Raw genomic sequence first — 18009 nt, 5'->3', positions numbered from 1 at the left:
ATGAAAGAGCAGCATATCAATGCATGTTGACTGCTGCTCCTGTATTCTATTATTTCGTCAGCACTGTTTCCTTCACATGAGGGAGTACAGTATCATCATATATCTCTGTCGGGTATTTTCCAGTAAAGCATGCAAGGCATTGACCACGCTGCGGGTCGTCATACTTTCTACCGATACCATCCATTAAACCGTCTACAGATAAAAATGCGATCGTATCTGCACCAATTTCTTGTCTAATCTCTTCTACCGAATGAGAGGAGGCAATGAGTTCTTCATGTGTGGATGTATCAATTCCATAAAAACACGGATGCGCAATTGGCGGTGAACTAATGCGTACATGTACTTCTGTCGCACCTGCTTCTCTGAGCATCGTCACAATCCGCCTGCTCGTTGTACCACGTACAATCGAGTCATCAACCATCACTACACGTTTGCCTTCGACCACACCACGAACAGCAGATAGCTTCATGCGAACACCTTGTTCACGTAAGGACTGGGACGGCTGAATGAATGTACGACCGACATAACGGTTTTTAATTAATCCAAGTTCATACGGTATTCCCGTTGCTTCTGCATAGCCGATGGCAGCAGAAATACTTGAATCAGGTACACCAGTGACAACATCTGCTTCTACATGCGCTTCCTCTGCTAGCTTCTTGCCGAGATTCTTTCTAGCGCTATGAACATTGATCCCATTAATATTGCTGTCTGGTCTTGAGAAATAAATATACTCCATGCTGCACATACTGCGGTTAATGTTTAAAGAGAAACGTTCAGACTTTAAGCCTTCGTCATTGATAATGAGCATCTCGCCTGGTTCAACATCTCTTAAATAAGAAGCACCGACAACATCAAATGCACAGGTTTCTGAAGCCACCACATATGCATCTCCTAGCATGCCAAGCGATAAAGGTCTCAGTCCATTTGGATCAAGCGCAACGATCATTTCAGTCTCAGTCATGATTAAGAAGGCATAAGCACCTTTTAGCATAGAAAGCGCATTTTTGATCTGATCCTTTAATTCAAGATGACCACTACGCTTAATTAAGTGCGCGAGCACCTCAGTATCAGAGGTTGTTTGAAAAATACTTCCTTGGTTCTCAAGCTGCTGTTTCAGCTGTGAGGCATTCACCAAGTTTCCATTATGGGCAAGTGCTAGGCTTCCATTGTTTTGAGAACGGAATAAAAGAGGCTGAACATTTTCAAAGCCGCCACCACCTGCAGTTGCATAACGTACATGCCCGATTGCGCCTCTTCCCTTCAAATGCTTGAGCTGACCGTTTTGAAATACTTCGGTAATGAGACCAAGGCCTTTGTGAGCAGTGAGCTTGTCACCATCGGTTGCGATGATTCCCGCCCCTTCTTGACCACGATGCTGAAGGCTATGCAGACCGTAATAGGTGATTTGAGGCGATTCGTCATGCCCCCAAATTCCAAAGACACCACATTCTTCGTTTAAGCCTCTGATTTCAGCAAGCATGGGATCGCTCCTTTCCATGCGCTTTCAAGCTCTTCAACTGACGCATGAATCCATTGTTGTCCGTCATGTCCTTTAACAGTTAATGTACCGTTATTTGTGACTTCGCCGACTTCTTTCGCATCTTTTACAGTTTCAGCAAATGCCGTGCGATGTTCTGGTTTTACTGTGATCACAAAGCGCGATTGAGTCTCACTGAATAATGCAGCCGCTTCGCTAAAGTCTACCTGTACATGAGCGCCAAGACCGTTTGTACCAAATGTACTTTCTGCAAGCGCAACCCCAAGACCGCCTTCTGATACGTCATGTGCGGATTGAACAAATCCACTATGAATTGCAGCTAGTAATGCTTCTTGACGAGCAAGCTCAACATCTAGATCAATTGCAGGTGCTTTTCCGTAAATACGGCCTTCTGTCATTTTTTGAAGTTCGCTTCCTGCATATTCTTCTTTCGTCTCACCGATGACGAAAATGATATCACCTGCTTGCTTGAAGGACTGTGTCGTAATATGATCTGTATCTTCAATGAGTCCAACCATCCCAATGACTGGTGTTGGATAAATCGCTGTTCCATTTGATTCATTGTATAAAGACACGTTTCCGCCAATAACTGGTGTGCTTAACTTACGACATGCTTCGCTAATTCCATCAGCAGACTTTTCAATTTGCCAGAAGATTTCTGGTTTTTCTGGGTTACCGAAGTTTAAGTTATCTGTTACTGCGAGTGGACGAGCACCAGAGCAAACGATGTTTCGTGCTGCTTCTGCTACAGCAATTTTACCGCCCACTTCTGGGTCGAGGTAAAGATAGCGTGCATTACAATCTGTTGTCATCGCAAGTGCCTTTTTTGTGCCTCTGATTCTGAGTACACCTGCATCTGATCCTGGTGCAACGACTGTATTTGTCCGAACCATGTAGTCGTATTGATCATAGACCCATTCCTTGCTCGCAATGGTCGGCTGTTTGAGAAGCTGCTTGAGTGTTGCTGCTACATCCGTCATTTCAGGTGCGTCTACCTTCATTTCAAGGAATTCACGATAGTATGCTGGCTCAGCTGATGGCTTGTGGTAAACCGGTGCTTCCTCTGCAAGCGCATCTACTGGAAGTTCACAAACAACTTCGCCTTGATGTGTTAGACGCAGCATTTTATCATCTGTTACGTGACCTACAGAGACTGCTTCAAGATCATATTTTTCAAAGATATCAATGATTTCTTGCTCACGGCCTTTTTCAATGACAAGTAGCATTCTCTCTTGTGATTCAGAAAGCATCATTTCATATGCTGTCATGCCTGTTTCGCGTTGAGGAATCAGATCAAGATTCATCTCAATACCTGAACCTGCTTTACTTGCCATTTCTGCACTTGAGCTTGTTAAACCAGCAGCACCCATATCTTGAATTCCGACAAGGGCATCATTTTTAATCACTTCAAGACACGCTTCAAGCAATAACTTTTCCATGAATGGATCTCCAACTTGCACTGCTGAACGCTTTTCTTCAGATTCATCAGAAAATTCTTCTGAAGCGAATGTAGCACCATGAATACCGTCACGACCTGTTTTTGCCCCTACGTACATGACTGTATTGCCTACACCTTTTGCTAGGCCTTTCTTAATGTCTTCATGGTTGATCAAGCCGACACACATCGCATTGACAAGCGGGTTGCCTTCATAGCTATGATCAAAGTGTACTTCTCCGCCGACTGTTGGAATCCCAATACAGTTTCCATAGCCTGCAATCCCAGCCACTACTTCTTCAAACAAGTACTTCACTCGTGGTGAAGTCAGTTCACCAAAACGAAGAGAGTTTAAGACAGCGATCGGACGAGCTCCCATTGAGAACACATCACGAATGATCCCGCCAACACCTGTTGCTGCTCCTTGGTATGGTTCAATCGCAGATGGATGGTTGTGTGATTCGATCTTAAATACAACCGCCTGATTGTCTCCAATATCAACAATTCCAGCTCCTTCTCCAGGACCTTGAAGAACATGTTCTCCTTTAGTCGGGAATTTGCTTAGGACCGGCTTAGAGTTTTTATAGCTACAATGCTCAGACCACATGACAGAAAAAATGCCTATTTCCGTGTAGTTTGGCAGTCTGCCGATAATTGACTCGATTAAAGCGAATTCTTCATCACTCAATCCCATTTGCTGATACAATTTCTCTTCTTTAATTTGCTTGTGACTTGGTTCAAGCAGTAGTGACATGAGTGTCCCTCCAATTTTTCACGATAGATTGAAACAATTTAAGTCCGTCTGCGCTGCCTAGTAATGAATCAACCGCGCGCTCAGGATGTGGCATCATGCCGAGTACATTGCCCTGTTCGTTCGTTACCCCAGCAATTCGATTGACACTACCGTTAATATCATTCCCGTAAGTGAAGGCAATTTGGTTGCGCTCAATCAGCTTCGCTAATGTCTCTTCATCACAGTAGAAGTTACCTTCTCCATGTGCGACAGGAATCGTAATCGATTCACCTTTATCGTAACCGCTCGTAAATTGTGTTTCGTTGTTTTCTACAATGAGTTCAACTGGGCGACAGATAAACTTCAAATCTTTATTGCGTCTCATCGCGCCAGGAAGAACGCCGAGCTCCTGAAGAATTTGGAACCCGTTACATACTCCAAGTACAGGTTTGCCTTCTTCTGCTGCCTTTTTCACAGCGGGCATGATGTTTGAGAAACGGGCAATCGCACCACATCTTAAATAATCGCCGTAGGAGAAGCCGCCCGGTACTAATACTCCGTCAAATCCGTCAAGGCTTGTTTCGTCGTGCCATACATATTCAACTTGTTCACCTAGCTCATCTTGAATCGCATGGTACATGTCAATATCACAGTTAGATCCAGGCAAAACGATTACTGCAAACTTCACTGTGCGACAACCTCCTCAACTTCGTATCGATAATCTTCAATGACTGTATTGGAAAGCAACTTTTCACACATTTCTTTGATAACTGTGTCTAAGTCACGCTCTGATTTTTCAATGACAAGCTCCATATATTTCCCGATACGGACATCTTTCACTTCTTGATAAGACATGCTGTGCAAGGCGTGCTGAACGGCACTTCCTTGTGGATCAAGAACGCTCTCTTTTAAGCTGACAAAAATCTTCACTTTATACATGTTTATTTGCCTCCAAGTCTTTTGAAAATTTCTTCGTATGCATTCGTTAAGCCGCCCAAGTTTCGTCTGAACACGTCTTTATCAAGCTTTTCATTTGTTTCTTTGTCCCATAGCCTGCACGTATCAGGTGAAATCTCATCTGCTAGTAAAATACGATTTTCATGATCTAAGCCGAATTCAAGCTTAAAATCTATTAAATTTACATGACAGTCTGAAAAGATTTGCTTTAGCTCTTCGTTCACTTGTCGTGTAATCACTTTGATTTCTTCAACTTGCTCTCTCGTAGCTGCCTTTAATATCTGAATGTGATCTTCGGTAATGAGTGGATCACCGAGCGCATCATCCTTGTAATAAAATTCGACGAGTGGCGATTCAAGCTTCGTGCCTTCTGGAATGCCAAGACGCTTTGACATGCTGCCTGCGACAACATTTCGCACGACGACTTCTAGTGGAACGATTTGCACTTTTTGAATGAGCTGCTCTGTTTCAGAGATGCGTTTCACAAAATGGTTGCGTACACCCTTTTCGTGGAGCATTTGAAAAATGAGGCTTGAAATTTCGTTGTTAAGTCTACCTTTTCCCTCAATCTCAGCTTTCTTTTCACCATTAAATGCTGTCGCAGAGTCCTTGTATTCCACATATAAAATATGTTCGTCCTCAGTCTGATAAATTTTTTTCGCTTTGCCTTCATAGAGAAGTTCTTGTTTCGCTGTCATGAAGATAGGCCTCCTAATTTGAATGTTGGCAATTTTCAAGGTTTGACAGCCCGACAAGCAGGCTGCCCATTTCTTACACTAGACCTAGACGTTCAAAGATCATATCAACATTTTTAAGGTGATAGTTGTAATCAAAACAATCCGCAATTTGTTCAGGTGTCAGACGAGATGTGATCTTCTCCTCGTTTTCGACAAGTGTACGGAATTGAACTTGTTTGTCCCAGGCTTCCATCGCTTTTGGCTGAACAGTATCATAGGCTTCCTCACGTGCCATGCCTGTATCAATCAAGGCAAGAAGAACGCGTTGAGAATAGATTAAACCAAGCGTACGATCCATGTTACGTTTCATGTTTTTTGGGAATACCGTTAAGTTTTTGACGATATTTGAGAAACGGTTCAGCATGTAATTCAGTGCAATGGTCGCATCCGGTAAAATGATACGTTCTGCTGAAGAATGAGAAATGTCACGCTCATGCCAAAGTGGAACATTTTCATATGCAGTCAGCATATAACCACGAATAACACGGGCAATCCCTGTCATATTTTCAGAGCCAATTGGATTACGTTTGTGCGGCATTGCAGAAGATCCTTTTTGTCCTTTTGCAAAGAATTCTTCCACTTCACGTGTTTCACTTTTTTGCAGACCACGAATTTCAACAGCGAATTTCTCAACGCTTGTTGCGATTAAAGCAAGTGTTGCCATGTAGTCAGCATGACGATCACGCTGCAAGGTTTGGGTAGAAATTGGTGCAGCTTTGATGCCTAGTTTTTCACACACATATTGTTCAACAAATGGATCAATGTTCGCATACGTACCGACAGCACCAGAAATTTTTCCATATTCGATGCCAGCTTTCGCTTGTTTGAAACGCTCTAGGTTACGCTTCATTTCTTCATACCAAAGAGCAAGCTTCAAGCCAAATGTCGTCGGTTCTGCGTGGACTCCATGTGTACGCCCCATCATCACCGTATATTTATGCTCTTTTGCTTTTTCTTTTAGTATGTCAACAAATCTCTCAATGTCCTTGAGTATGATATCGTTTGCCTGTTTTAATAAGTATGAAAGCGCCGTATCAACCACGTCAGTTGAAGTTAACCCGTAATGTACCCACTTTCTTTCCTCTCCAAGAGATTCAGAAACAGCACGCGTGAAGGCAACCACGTCATGGCGCGTGTCTTGTTCAATCTCTAAGATACGTCCGATATCAAAGCTAGCATTCTTGCGCATTGTGACAACATCATCTTTCGGAATAACACCAAGATCTGCCCAAGCCTCACAAGCTAAAATTTCTACTTCAAGCCATGCTTTAAATTTGTTTTCCTCTGTCCAGATTGCTGACATCTCTGGTCTAGCGTAACGTTCGATCATTTCCCGTTTCCTCCATCTCTTTCAGTCCAAATCTTTGTTATGTCTGTGATCCATTTTTCATCGTTTTTTTTCAGGAAGGTCATATGCCCCATCTTGCGTCCGGCTTTTACCTCATGCTTACCGTACAAATACAGCTTCGCGTCTTTTAAGAGCTCGGGGTGCTCCTTTGGAATCAAGATTTCATCCCCTAGCAGGTTGACCATCATTCCTTCAGATAGCAGAGCTGTTCCACCAAGCGGCAATCCACAAATGGCACGAATGTGCTGTTCGAATTGGCTTGTTTCACATAAATCCATTGTATAGTGCCCTGAATTATGCGGTCGTGGCGCTAGCTCATTCACCAGCAATTTCCCTTCTTTCGTGAGAAATAGTTCGACTGCAAGTGTACCAACAAGCTCTAGCTTTTCAGCAAGCTTCACTGCAAGCTCTTTCGCTTCCTCTTGGATACGCTTATCAACTCTTGCCGGAACAATGCTTTGAAACAAGATGTTCTGCTTATGAATGTTTTCTGCGACTGGGAATACTGCAACTTCCCCACGGACAGAACGCGTCACGATGACTGACAGCTCCATTTGAAAAGGAACCCAGCTTTCTAAAATACATGTACCATGTGCAAGGAGATTTGCCGCTTCATCGAGCTGATCTTTTTCCTGTATGACATACTGTCCTTTTCCATCATAGCCGCCTCGGCATGTTTTGAGCACCGCTGGCAAGCCAAGTATGAGGGCCGCTTCCGTTAATTCAGCTTTGTCATGAACAATACGGTATGGCGCAACTTCACAGTCAGCTTCTTCAATGCCCTTTTTTTCTGTTTCACGGTTTTGCGTCATCATTAAAAGGTCGCTTTCTTGCGGTAAATAAGCGGCTTCTTTTAACTGATTCAGTGCATCGTAATCAATGTTTTCAAATTCATATGTGACGATATCACTCACTTGTGCGAGCTTGCGAATTGCATCGTGATCACTATAGGCAGCAGTAATCTCAACATCGGCAACTTGTCCACAGGGTGATTGCACTATAGGATCAACCACAGCCACGCGATACCCCATTTGTTTCGCACTAACAGCCATATATCTGCCAAGCTGTCCACCGCCGATTATTCCTATCGTTGCATTTGGAAAAATTGTTTGCTTAGCCAAGCTGACCACTGCTTTCTAATACCGTTTGTTTTGTTTGTTCTCTTCTTTGCTCAAGACGAGCTGTCACCTTTTCATCAAAGGCTGAGATCATTTGAGCTGCAAGTAAACCTGCATTGGTTGCCCCTGCCTTCCCAATGGCAACTGTGGCTACTGGAACACCGCCTGGCATTTGTACGATTGATAAAAGAGAATCTAGTCCATTCAGCGCTTTTGATTGAACAGGTACGCCTATGACTGGCAAGGTTGTTTTTGCTGCAACCATTCCTGGTAAGTGAGCTGCGCCCCCAGCTCCAGCAATAATTACCTTCAAGCCTTTTTCTCTTGCTGAGCTTGCGTATTCAAACATCAAATCAGGTGTACGATGTGCAGAAACAACTTGTTTTTCATACGGAATGTCTAATTCCTCCAAGATGTCACACGCATTTTTCATTGTTTCCCAATCAGATGTACTTCCCATGATGACACCTACAAGCGGCTTCATTTTGTCCCCACCTTTAAGCTAATATTCGATTTTGAATCATTTGACATGCTTCCCAAACCATGTAGCTTGTCAAACGCCGAACAAAATAGCCCGGTTCGCATTGCATTGTTTAGGAAGCAACACAAACCGGGCCATGGTAAGCGCTGTTCGCTTTTTTTTTCGTCCATGTCAGTTTTTTGTCCACTTTCCTGCATAGTCCAGTCATTTACGGTCACTGGGTAGAAACTTATGGGCCTTATTCCCAAGATTATATGAGGTCGTGTTTTTATTTCATGTTTATCTTAACAACGGACGATCATGATGTCAACGATATTATCGAACAATCTACGATGACGTCCATTTAATGTTCGGATTTAGACTAATTTCCCCTCGAATACGATTTTTTTCCCAATCGGAATGATCTGAATCGCACCATTTTCCTTCTTTTCCTGAAAAATAGGCTCCTCCATTCTGCGGACTGGCATGTAGCCTTCCTTGGTCATTTGCGACAAAACTTGATCGATTGTCATATTCTCTTCTACGTGGAATTTCTTTTTCTTTGGCTTTGCCGTCATTCTTTAATTCTCCTTTTCTTTACAGCCTTGACCCAGAAGCCTCCATGAATGGATTTCGGTTCATAAGAAATGATAAACGCTTTTGAATCAAGTGTCTTAATCGTTTCATATAATTGTAGTTCGTATTTTCTCGGTGTTAAAATTTGCATCGCTGAACGATCTCCTTCAAGACCTCCTGCTACCCAATTGGTTACCCCGTAGCCTTTTTCCCTTAGCTGTCTTGGAAGGTCAAGGTCCAGTTCTTTTGTAATGACGTTCACTGTAATATAGCCAAGGGCCAGCTTTTCTTCAATTTTCATCCCGACAATAATCCCAATACCATAACCAAGGGCATAGGCCATGATATTTTGTATCTGATCCAAGTTATCAAGTACAATACTCAGTCCAATGACATAGATAATCATTTCAATGGTTCCGGCAAAAGCCGCCGAGTAACGTCTGCCCTTCATTGTTAAAATTAACCGCATAGTTGAAAACGAGACATAGATGATGTTAATGACTAAAATAATTAAAACCATTGTGAAAGCATTGGATAAAAGTTGTTGAAACACATTTAGGACCCCCCGCACTTGAAATCAAATAAAGCACTCCATATTCTACTAAAGAACAAACGCTGATACAATCTAGCTTATGTGAAGAATCGCATAAAAATTTTCAAGCAATTCTAGTGATGTTTGCTACAAAGAGTTTACCCCTTTTTCTCATTTTCTCAACATGAAAAAGCCTCCCTTATCATAAAAGGAGGCTATGAATACAGGTGGAGAGTGTAAAAATTCATCCAAAGTGAACCGGAATAAGTGATGGAATCACAAATGGACCAATCACACTCCATAGAGCCGCAACCAGTGCAAGCTCAATGAGAAGAACAAGCCAAATCGCATACATCAAATCTCCGCGTGGCTCTTCCGCCTTCGCCTGAATGGCGCGAAATAAAAGAAATACAATCAAATGAAGACCAAAAAACATCATAATAGAGATCATCACAGTCACATAAGGAACATTGATGATTGCAAAAGTGAACCACAGTATTGATAAGACCATGACAGGAACAAGTGCCGCACCAAATGTCATGACGATCTCCTTGAGCGACATTGGACCTTTCAGCATGTACTTTCCAATAAACCAAGCTGTAAGCATCAATATAATCACAAGCACAAATGTAAAAAGACCTACTGTAAAGAAAGCTTCTGCAAAAGGAAAACTCACACCAAATCCTAATAGCCGATCCTTTGAAGCTTTTAATTGAAAATAATTGCCGAGTGCAAAAAACACACTAAACAGGACAATCGAGATCCATGCATACTTCATTCGTAACTGATCTGAACGTTCAATTGCTTTAGCAGGTGATTTTAGCATCGCAAGAGCATACGTGCCATATCGTTTAAATGCTTGACCTACACTTGTTGCCATACGGCGAAATGTCGATTTATGATCATCTGAGGCTTGTGTTTTTTTCGGTTTTCTCGCTTGCCTACTTGCGCTTCGGCTTAATCGAGATTGTCTTGTTTCTTGATCTATGGGTGTTTCTTCCCTTGCTAATTTCGATTGTTTTTGATCTTTCTCTTCATTTAGCATATAAAGCCAACTCCTATCCAAGACTGCCGTACATCTTCATCCCGACCTGATGAAATGCCAGAAGACTCCTATATAAAGTAGCGAAGTCTTTTTCGTCAGTCAAGAAATCATTCTAATGATACGCTCATTAGACGCTTCGAAGGATCAAGAGGTTTTAAAAAGGTGCGAAAAAACACAAATGATCAAATTTACCATAAATACAAATAGAAAAAGGAACAGATCACAAGAACCGCTTTAATAACCTGACCTGCATCGCCATATTTTTCTAGCGAAAGCGTCCTACTTAGCTTGAGCTTACATGCACGTTTACATTATTTAACCCTTTACTAAAAATGATGCAAACATCTCTCTTCTCATGTCTAACGGTGATTGACTCTTTGTGGCTTTTCCGATTATTTTCAAGAAAAAACACTTTGATCCTTCATTAAAGGGATTCAAAGCGCCTTAGGTTTTCCAATCAGCGAATTATTTCTTCTTACCATAAACATATTATTCCTACAACTTAATTGAGTTTTTAGGATTTTTTCAATCAAAAAACAGTAGCTATAGAGAGCTACTGTTTCATCAAACATTAATGATTTAGGAAAGCAAAGTACAGGATAAAGATGACAAACAATCCGTACATAATCGGATGAACCTCTTTCGCCTTTCCTTTGAAGATCATCGTAATCGGATAGAAGATAAAGCCGATCGCAATCCCTGTTGCAATACTGTACGTGAGCGGCATCATAATCATTGTCAAGAAAGCTGGTACCGCAATTTCAAAACGATCCCATGCGATTTTCCCAAGAGGTGCCACCATCAGTGCACCAACAATAATAAGAGCAGGTGCTGTTACATTTGGTGTCACAACCGATAGAAGCGGTGAGAAGAACATCGCGAGCAGGAAGAAGACCCCTGTAACAACCGCTGCAAATCCAGAACGCGCACCTGCTGCTACACCTGAGCTTGATTCAACATAAGACGTTGTTGTAGAAGTTCCAAGTACAGAACCGACAACGATAGAAGAAGAATCCGCAAGTAATGCTCTTCCTGCGCGAGGAAGCTCATTATTTTTCATTAACCCAGCTTGCGTAGCAACAGCGACAAGTGTACCTGCTGTATCAAAGAAGCCAACGAATAAGAACGTCAAAATGACAACAAGCATTTGTAATGAGAAAATTTCCGGCAAATGAATGATTGCTTGTCCAAAGGTTGGCGATAAACTAGGAATACTGTCAATGATCTGAGATGGAACAGGAACAAGTCCAAAAATCATTCCCACTATTGCTGTCACAAGCATGCCAATAAACACACCTGCATTTACGCGAAGCACCATTAATATGACTGTCACAACAATACCGAATACTGTTAAAAGCACAGGACCGCTATGAATATTCCCAACTGTCACGAGCGTAGCATCACTGTTTGCAATAATGCCAGAGCCTTGCAAACCAACAAAGGTAATGAACAAACCAATTCCTGCCCCAACGGCTAGCTTCAGCTCAGCTGGAATGGCATTGATGATTTTTTCCCGAAAGCCTGTTAACGAAAGCGCAACGAAAATCAAACCAGAGACAAACACACCTGATAAAGCCGCTTCCCAAGAAATTCCCATACCTAACACAACAGAAAAGGCAAAAAACGCATTTAATCCCATTCCCGGTGCGATGGCAATTGGGTATCTAGCAATCAATCCCATCAAGAAACAACCTGCGGCAGATGCAAGCGCCGTTGCTGTAAAAACAGCCCCTTGATCAATACGAAGTTTATCTGGAAAATCCGGTACAGCAACTAATGCCAATGTAATCGGATTAACAAACAAAATATAAGCCATTGCCAAAAATGTTGTCAAACCACCAACGATCTCTCTACGATAATTTGTACCTAATTCATCAAACTGAAAAAACTGTTTCAAGCCAACTGACTCCCTTCGTGTTCTTCTCAATAGTCTGCCCAAGATCAAGTCAAATAAAAAACGTCCCAACATGTTTGGGACGCTTGACTACAATTGAACTCAGAGCATGACATAAAACAAGAACAATACATGATTTATATCAAACGAGTGTGAATTGACGTAGTCAAGCTCTTTACGGTAGCCTGGTAGAAACTTGCGGGCCATATCCCCGCTATTATACGACTTCTATCAATTTGATTTCTGTGTCTATTGTACCAACTTCATTTTTAAAACACAATACAAAAAGCGAACATTTCTTTCAAAAATGTTCGCTTCATTCGTCTTATTACACTAATTTGGTAATTAGGATTTCACATTTGATTTTTCTTTTTCTTTTTTGACTGGAATTGTGACAAGTATATCTTCTTGCTTCGTTAAACGATTGAGATCGGTTAAATCAACATACAAAAATACCCCATATTGATATAATGTGAGATATTGAAGCATCACAGAAAAGGAGAATGCCGCTTGTTTTTAAATGAAGAACCGAAATGAAGAAAATGTCAAAAGAAAATTGAAGGTGAAGAAGAGATATATGTAAAACTCATCTATCCAAAAAGACGAGACATGTCAGAAGTGAAAGCTCGGCTTAGGACTGAAGGCGTGTTTTATTGTAAAAATTGTATAGAAAACAGACCAAAAGCAGATACGTGCAACTAACTAAAATGACCAGTTAAAGGAAAATAAATGAAAACAAAAATCGAATTGATAGATAGGCAACAACTTGAATATGTTTCTTTTCACATCCATGAGCTAAATGAGCAAATTGAAAGGCTTGTCCAGCAAATCGAACAATCAACTCTCTTTGTGTTAGCCAAAGATCCTGTGAAAGAGAGCATGCATAAAGTCTTTTTCAAAGATATTCTCTATATAGAAAGTGTTGATAAGCGCACTTTTTTATATACAGATGAAGGTGTGTTTTTATTAAAAGAAAAGCTGTTTGAGCTTGAAGATTTGCTGAAAGATTTTGATTATGTAAGGGTCTCAAAGTCTATGATTTTGAATTTAGATAAAATCCAGGCAATTGCTGCAACGACAAGCGGGCGTTTTCGAGCAACCCTTAACAACGGTGAATCCGTCATGATCTCACGATTTTATGTCAAAAAGCTAAAAGAAAAGTTAGGAATACGGAGGAAATGAACAGCATGAAATCGTACGCAAATCAGATTGTCTTCATTTTTTGTATACTATTCACCGCTTTGGTCTTAATTTACTTTGCCACATTTGGGGACATGCCTGCCCATATTTTAAAAGCCATTTTATGTAGCTCGTTTTTCTCTAGTTTGTTTACTTTTCTGTTATATCCGAAATCAACGCATAGCCATCGGCGTATCCTATTCCAACAGTTCATTTATGTCTTCATAGTCATGTGTATCATTCTTTTTATAAGTTTTATCTTAGATCTAGAAATCAGTATTTGGTCAATTGGCATCAATTTATTGACGGTGATTGCCTTATTCGTTGGCATCAAGTGGCTCCTTTATCAAAAAGATCAAAAAACAGCAATTGAAATCAATGAACGAATCAAGCAACGTTCACAATCAAACTCATAATTTCTGCATCTTAGGCTTGAAAAAATACATCTTAGGCAAATTTCATTGGAACATCTCGTTGATTCTACTACTCTTGTCTCAGAGGAGGAATCACAATGACAAAACACTTCAAGCCCATGACAACCATTTTAAAAGTTGGCTTATTACTTATTTTTTCATTAATCATTCCAACGATAGCAGGTGTCTATTTATCAATAAAAGAAATAAACGATCCAGTCATGATCAATATCGTCAATGGCTGTGCGATGCTATTCGGCTTTTTTTTACTACAACTGTTCATTAAAAAAAGCCCCTTCCGAATAAAAGAAGTTGGTTTTCAAAAAGGTTCAATTGGCATTTGGATATATCCCCTTCTGCTCATTGAGCTCATCCCTTTTATCTCAGGCATTCAACGTGAAATATCTATTGAATACATTGTCACCCTCTTTTTCTTTATGGGGTGTGTCGGTTTTTTTGAAGAAAGCCTATTTCGAGGTTTGATCTTTCAATATCTCAAAACATTCAATGTAAAAATTGCCATTTGGGGAAGCGCTGTCCTTTTCGGCATCGGACATGCAGCAAACCTGCTTAGCGGAGAAAGCATGGTAATGACCGTCTCACAAATTGTGTTTGCCTTCCTATTTGGTTTCGTTGCAGCCGAAATTGTCGCACTAACGAAAAGCCTTCAATGGGTCATCGTGTGGCATGTGATGCACAATGTGATTGATCAAGTCACTACGGACACACATCATATGCCCATTCTGTTCATTCAATGCCTTATTTTATTGATGATTGCGCTCTTCATGTGGAGACGTATGAACATAAGAACATGATACTGCTCGCTTAGCTTGGGAAAGTAGTAAGTTTTATTGTAAAGAGTGTCTTGGGTAGGGAAATAAAGTGAAAAAAATCTTTTGGAGGGCAAAATGACGAAAAACAAGGTTACATTTCCTGAATCATTTCCTGTTATTCACACTAAAAGATTAATATTGAAACAAGCTACGGTTTCAGATGCTGCTGATATGCATGTTTATTTATCTAATGAAACAGTTAGTCAGTACATGGGGATCCAAGCCCATGAATCTATCGAGGAGACCAAAGAAGAAGTTCAATGGTATAACAATATTTTCAAAGAACAAACAGGCATCAGATGGGGAATTTCTTTGAAAGATGAACCCAACATCATTGGAAGCTGTGGATTTCTCAATATGAAGAAGCAGCATCGTCGCACTGAAATTGGATATGAGTTACACCACCATTACTGGCGAAAAGGTCTGATGAAAGAAGCACTAGCAGCTATTTTGCAATATGGATTTCAAGAAATAAATCTTAATAGAATCGAAGCTCTCATTGATCCTAAAAACGTATCTTCAATTAAGTTATTAGAAAACTTCGATTTTATGAAAGAGGGATTATTAAGAGAGTACGAATATGGAAAAGGGAAATCGATGATGTTTATATGTATTCTATATTAAATAGAGATTATAGGATTCGCTAATTTATATAGAAAATTCTCTCTTCCAAGTTAGTACATAAAGTCATCATCCCTACTAAAAGTCCTAAAACCTTTTTGAACAAGGGTTCGGGATTTTTTTATTTGTCCTCCCACACAACCATATAAAATCATGTGAAGTTGAATTTCCAGAGGCATTCATCATACATTATTGACACAACTCATCGCTATTTATTGCCTCAGTTTTGGTTTATTAATCCTAACCCGGTCATCTGTAACGCAAATAACACACAAAAAAACCAAATGAAAATAAATCTCCTTTTTAGGATTGACGCTTTTCTACTACTACATGATGTACTTTTCGATATTGCATCGGTGGCATGCCATAATGCTTTTTAAACACCGCTGCAAATTTACTTGGGTTTTCGTAACCAACTTTGATCGCAATATCTGTAACACTTTGCGTTGTATTCATTAACGTTTCGATTGCAGCTTCGATTCTTCTCTTCTGAATATATTGGTATACTGTCACACCATAGCTCTGTTTAAATTGATGCTGTAAAACAGCTATTGGTACATCGAACTGTTTTGCTAATTTATTGACTTGCAATGGTCGATCATAGCTTATGTCTATTTTTTCTTTCACTTTGCGGATTCGAATATGGGGAGATACTGTCAATTCGTCAACCATCAGATCATTCACACAATGTGATAATAAGGCTAGCACCCTCGATTTAAATAGGAAATGGTCACCCACGTTTTCTTCAAAATTCCCCATGAGCTGGGCTGTCATGGAACGATGAACAGGCAAGTTTTTCACTTTAAACATCCTCTTGTTTGAATCAAATAACCTTTGCAGTAGCGTTGCCCACTTCTGGTGCAGTGCTTTTCCTGCTGGCAACAAATCCATATTTAAATAAAGAGAAATTCCACTCGCTTGTTCACACCGATAATCATAATAAGAAATTGGGTCTGACCAGCTAAAGTAGTGCAACTCCTGTCTGTCACAACAAATCCACTCTGCATCAGGCGCATATCTCACATACAACGCCCCTTTTGAAAGAGCAGTTATCTCAACCATATTTTGTTGATGATAAGGAAGCGACTCAGCCAGCCTTTCGTGTGTGCAGTGACGCATAATGGCAAGTTCAATTCCCGGTTCAATGCTGTACCGTTCAATGGTTCCCTCACCACAATGAGCAGCATACTCATATATTTCACCTAGCCACATGTCGGATCTTTTTTCAAGATAAGCTGGCGATAAAAATTCATAGCTTCGAGTTAAAATATCAATCGTCAAATGAAACAGCACCTTCTCTGATTTTTTGTAAATTGAATGGATTATGTTGATCAGAATGGAGTAGTCCATCTAAATGATAATCGATATCATTTATCTTAGCAACGAAAGAAACGGGGCTCCGCTCCATAAAAGAAGGTGTTGTTTCTAATGGAACATGTTCAAGTCAAAACAAACAAACGATCTATGTATCTCTTTATTTTTCTCGGAATGGGTTTACTGATCACAACAACTGGTTTCGGAAGATTAGCATACGGAGTCGTCCTCCCCTTCATGCAGGCTGATCTCTCTTTTACAACAACTGAAGCAGGGATGCTCGGCACCTATTTATTTCTAGGGTACTTAGTAACGGTTGGCTTATCTGGCATTCTCACTAAAAAATTAGGTCCGAAACTGACTGTGTTAATTGGAAATATGTCTGTATTCATTGGTCTTAGTTGTCTTATCTTTGTAAACAGTTATGGATTTGCTGTAGTCAGCGTATTTTTATTAGGGCTAGGGAGCGCACTAGTCTTTACACCACTCATGTCATTAGTGATCATTTTCTTTCCGCAGCATCGCGGAACGGTTATGGGCTTTTTAATGAGCGGTGCCGGAATTGGAATGCTACTTAGCGGATTTATCGTTCCTCTTATCATGCATGTATTTCCTGTTGAAGCTTGGCGTCATGTTTGGGGGATATTTGCATTCCTCACTTTGGTATTTCTTTTATTCACCTTTTTCTTTTTAAAAGACGCACCGAATAGGACAACTTCCGTTCAGCATGAAGTTTCAAATCAGGCTTGGCGCTCACCGTCCCTTTATTTACTTGGGATTATTTATTTTTTGATCGGCTTTGTCTACTTAATTCCCACACTCTATCAAACAAGTTATCTCATTGATTTAGGCGTAAGCGAATCCCTCGCTGGCTCCATCTATTCGTTTGCCGGCTTTGTTTCGATTTTCGGGCCACCGCTTTGGGGATGGATTGCTGATCGTATTGGCATAAAGAAAGCTTTAATTACCGTCATCACGCTCTCTGCTTTCGGAAACATCATCCCTGTAATTCTGACGGACACCGTATTCTTTACATTCTCGTCTTTCTTTTGGGGAACATCTTTAGGCGGAACCCTCGTCTTAATCCAACTTCAAGTTGCCAAACTCGTCAAACCGCAATATGTGCCTTTAGCCATCAGCTTTATCTCCATTTTTTACGGAATAGGACAAATGGCTGGTCCTGGTGTATCCGGTTTTCTCATTGATTATTTTGACACGTATCGCGCAGCCTATCTATTTGGCACAGGAGGATTTATCACTTGTACCCTATTGAGTTTCTTCTTGCCTTCAACTCGATTGAAGTCACTTAGATGATA

General features: G+C 40.7%; 17 protein-coding genes, 1 pseudogene and 2 riboswitches. Of the genes and pseudogenes, 5 read left to right on the top strand and 13 right to left on the bottom strand.

Features of this window, described 5'->3' with window-relative positions; all coding sequences use genetic code 11:
• Positions 1–49: 49 nt before the first annotated feature.
• The 12 genes from purF to ACQKEZ_RS14880 all read right to left on the bottom strand — a co-directional run bounded on the left by purF (position 50) and on the right by ACQKEZ_RS14880 (position 12336).
• Positions 50–1480 (bottom strand): amidophosphoribosyltransferase, encoded by a 1431-nt coding sequence (gene purF / locus ACQKEZ_RS14935; protein WP_427302103.1) that lies wholly within the window; start codon positions 1478–1480, stop codon positions 50–52.
• On the bottom strand, positions 1456–3687 hold the full coding sequence (gene purL / locus ACQKEZ_RS14930; RefSeq protein ID WP_427302101.1) for a phosphoribosylformylglycinamidine synthase subunit PurL: 2232 nt from the start codon (positions 3685–3687) through the stop codon (positions 1456–1458). Before purL ends, purF begins: the two co-directional genes overlap by 25 nt.
• Positions 3671–4354, bottom strand: coding sequence for a phosphoribosylformylglycinamidine synthase subunit PurQ (purQ, locus tag ACQKEZ_RS14925; protein ID WP_427302099.1), 684 nt, complete (start codon positions 4352–4354; stop codon positions 3671–3673). The genes purL and purQ overlap by 17 nt, the downstream gene beginning before the upstream one ends.
• A complete protein-coding gene (gene purS, locus ACQKEZ_RS14920; RefSeq protein ID WP_427302097.1) occupies positions 4351–4605 on the bottom strand; it encodes a phosphoribosylformylglycinamidine synthase subunit PurS in 255 nt (84 codons plus the stop codon). The genes purQ and purS overlap by 4 nt, the downstream gene beginning before the upstream one ends.
• A 2-nt stretch (positions 4606–4607) precedes the next feature.
• Positions 4608–5321: a phosphoribosylaminoimidazolesuccinocarboxamide synthase gene (gene purC, locus ACQKEZ_RS14915; RefSeq protein WP_427302095.1), complete on the bottom strand. Its 714-nt coding sequence runs from the start codon at positions 5319–5321 to the stop codon at positions 4608–4610.
• Between the two features lie 73 nt (positions 5322–5394).
• Entirely contained in the window at positions 5395–6690 is a 1296-nt protein-coding gene (purB, locus tag ACQKEZ_RS14910) for an adenylosuccinate lyase (RefSeq protein WP_427302093.1), read from the bottom strand.
• Positions 6687–7829: a 5-(carboxyamino)imidazole ribonucleotide synthase gene (gene purK, locus ACQKEZ_RS14905; protein WP_427302091.1), complete on the bottom strand. Its 1143-nt coding sequence runs from the start codon at positions 7827–7829 to the stop codon at positions 6687–6689. The genes purB and purK overlap by 4 nt, the downstream gene beginning before the upstream one ends.
• Positions 7822–8310: a 5-(carboxyamino)imidazole ribonucleotide mutase gene (gene purE / locus ACQKEZ_RS14900; RefSeq protein WP_427302089.1), complete on the bottom strand. Its 489-nt coding sequence runs from the start codon at positions 8308–8310 to the stop codon at positions 7822–7824. Before purE ends, purK begins: the two co-directional genes overlap by 8 nt.
• A gap of 173 nt (positions 8311–8483) precedes the next feature.
• A riboswitch (purine riboswitch) is annotated at positions 8484–8585 on the bottom strand.
• 78 nt (positions 8586–8663) lie between these two features.
• Positions 8664–8864, bottom strand: a complete 201-nt coding sequence (locus tag ACQKEZ_RS14895) for an NETI motif-containing protein (protein WP_427302087.1) — start codon at positions 8862–8864, stop codon at positions 8664–8666.
• Positions 8861–9415 (bottom strand): DUF2179 domain-containing protein, encoded by a 555-nt coding sequence (locus ACQKEZ_RS14890; protein ID WP_427302085.1) that lies wholly within the window; start codon positions 9413–9415, stop codon positions 8861–8863. The genes ACQKEZ_RS14895 and ACQKEZ_RS14890 overlap by 4 nt, the downstream gene beginning before the upstream one ends.
• 223 nt (positions 9416–9638) lie before the next feature.
• Entirely contained in the window at positions 9639–10439 is an 801-nt protein-coding gene (locus ACQKEZ_RS14885) for a hypothetical protein (RefSeq protein ID WP_427302083.1), read from the bottom strand.
• Positions 10440–11010: 571 nt separating this feature from the next.
• On the bottom strand, positions 11011–12336 hold the full coding sequence (locus ACQKEZ_RS14880; RefSeq protein ID WP_427302081.1) for an NCS2 family permease: 1326 nt from the start codon (positions 12334–12336) through the stop codon (positions 11011–11013).
• A 140-nt stretch (positions 12337–12476) separates the two neighbouring features.
• A riboswitch (purine riboswitch) is annotated at positions 12477–12578 on the bottom strand.
• Positions 12579–13062: 484 nt separating this feature from the next.
• On the opposite strand from ACQKEZ_RS14880, the gene ACQKEZ_RS14875 reads away from it, so the two are divergent.
• From ACQKEZ_RS14875 to ACQKEZ_RS14860, 4 genes and pseudogenes are all read left to right on the top strand, one after another.
• Positions 13063–13515, top strand: coding sequence for a LytTR family DNA-binding domain-containing protein (locus ACQKEZ_RS14875; protein WP_427302079.1), 453 nt, complete (start codon positions 13063–13065; stop codon positions 13513–13515).
• Positions 13516–13520: 5 nt separating this feature from the next.
• The gene (locus ACQKEZ_RS14870) at positions 13521–13928 is read left to right on the top strand and encodes a cadmium resistance transporter (RefSeq protein ID WP_427302077.1); all 408 of its coding nucleotides are present in this window, start codon (positions 13521–13523) and stop codon (positions 13926–13928) included.
• A 95-nt stretch (positions 13929–14023) separates the two neighbouring features.
• Positions 14024–14740 carry a CPBP family intramembrane glutamic endopeptidase gene (locus tag ACQKEZ_RS14865; protein WP_427302075.1) on the top strand — a complete coding sequence of 239 codons (717 nt, stop codon included), beginning with the start codon at positions 14024–14026 and terminating at the stop codon, positions 14738–14740.
• Positions 14741–14833: 93 nt separating this feature from the next.
• Positions 14834–15405, top strand: a pseudogene (locus tag ACQKEZ_RS14860) (GNAT family N-acetyltransferase).
• A 277-nt stretch (positions 15406–15682) separates the two neighbouring features.
• Here the strand turns inward: ACQKEZ_RS14860 and ACQKEZ_RS14855 are convergent.
• Entirely contained in the window at positions 15683–16660 is a 978-nt protein-coding gene (locus ACQKEZ_RS14855; RefSeq protein ID WP_427302073.1) for a helix-turn-helix transcriptional regulator, read from the bottom strand.
• 147 nt (positions 16661–16807) lie between these two features.
• Here ACQKEZ_RS14855 and ACQKEZ_RS14850 point away from each other — a divergent pair, with 147 nt between their 5' ends.
• Positions 16808–18007 carry an MFS transporter gene (locus ACQKEZ_RS14850; protein WP_427302071.1) on the top strand — a complete coding sequence of 400 codons (1200 nt, stop codon included), beginning with the start codon at positions 16808–16810 and terminating at the stop codon, positions 18005–18007.
• The last annotated feature ends 2 nt before the right edge of the window (positions 18008–18009 follow it).

The organism is Bacillus sp. NPDC077027, assembly GCF_050269555.1.
Taxonomy (GTDB): Bacteria; Bacillota; Bacilli; order Bacillales; family Bacillaceae; genus Bacillus.
Note: the sequence above shows the minus strand (reverse complement) of the source record. Positions and strands in the feature narration are given on the sequence as shown.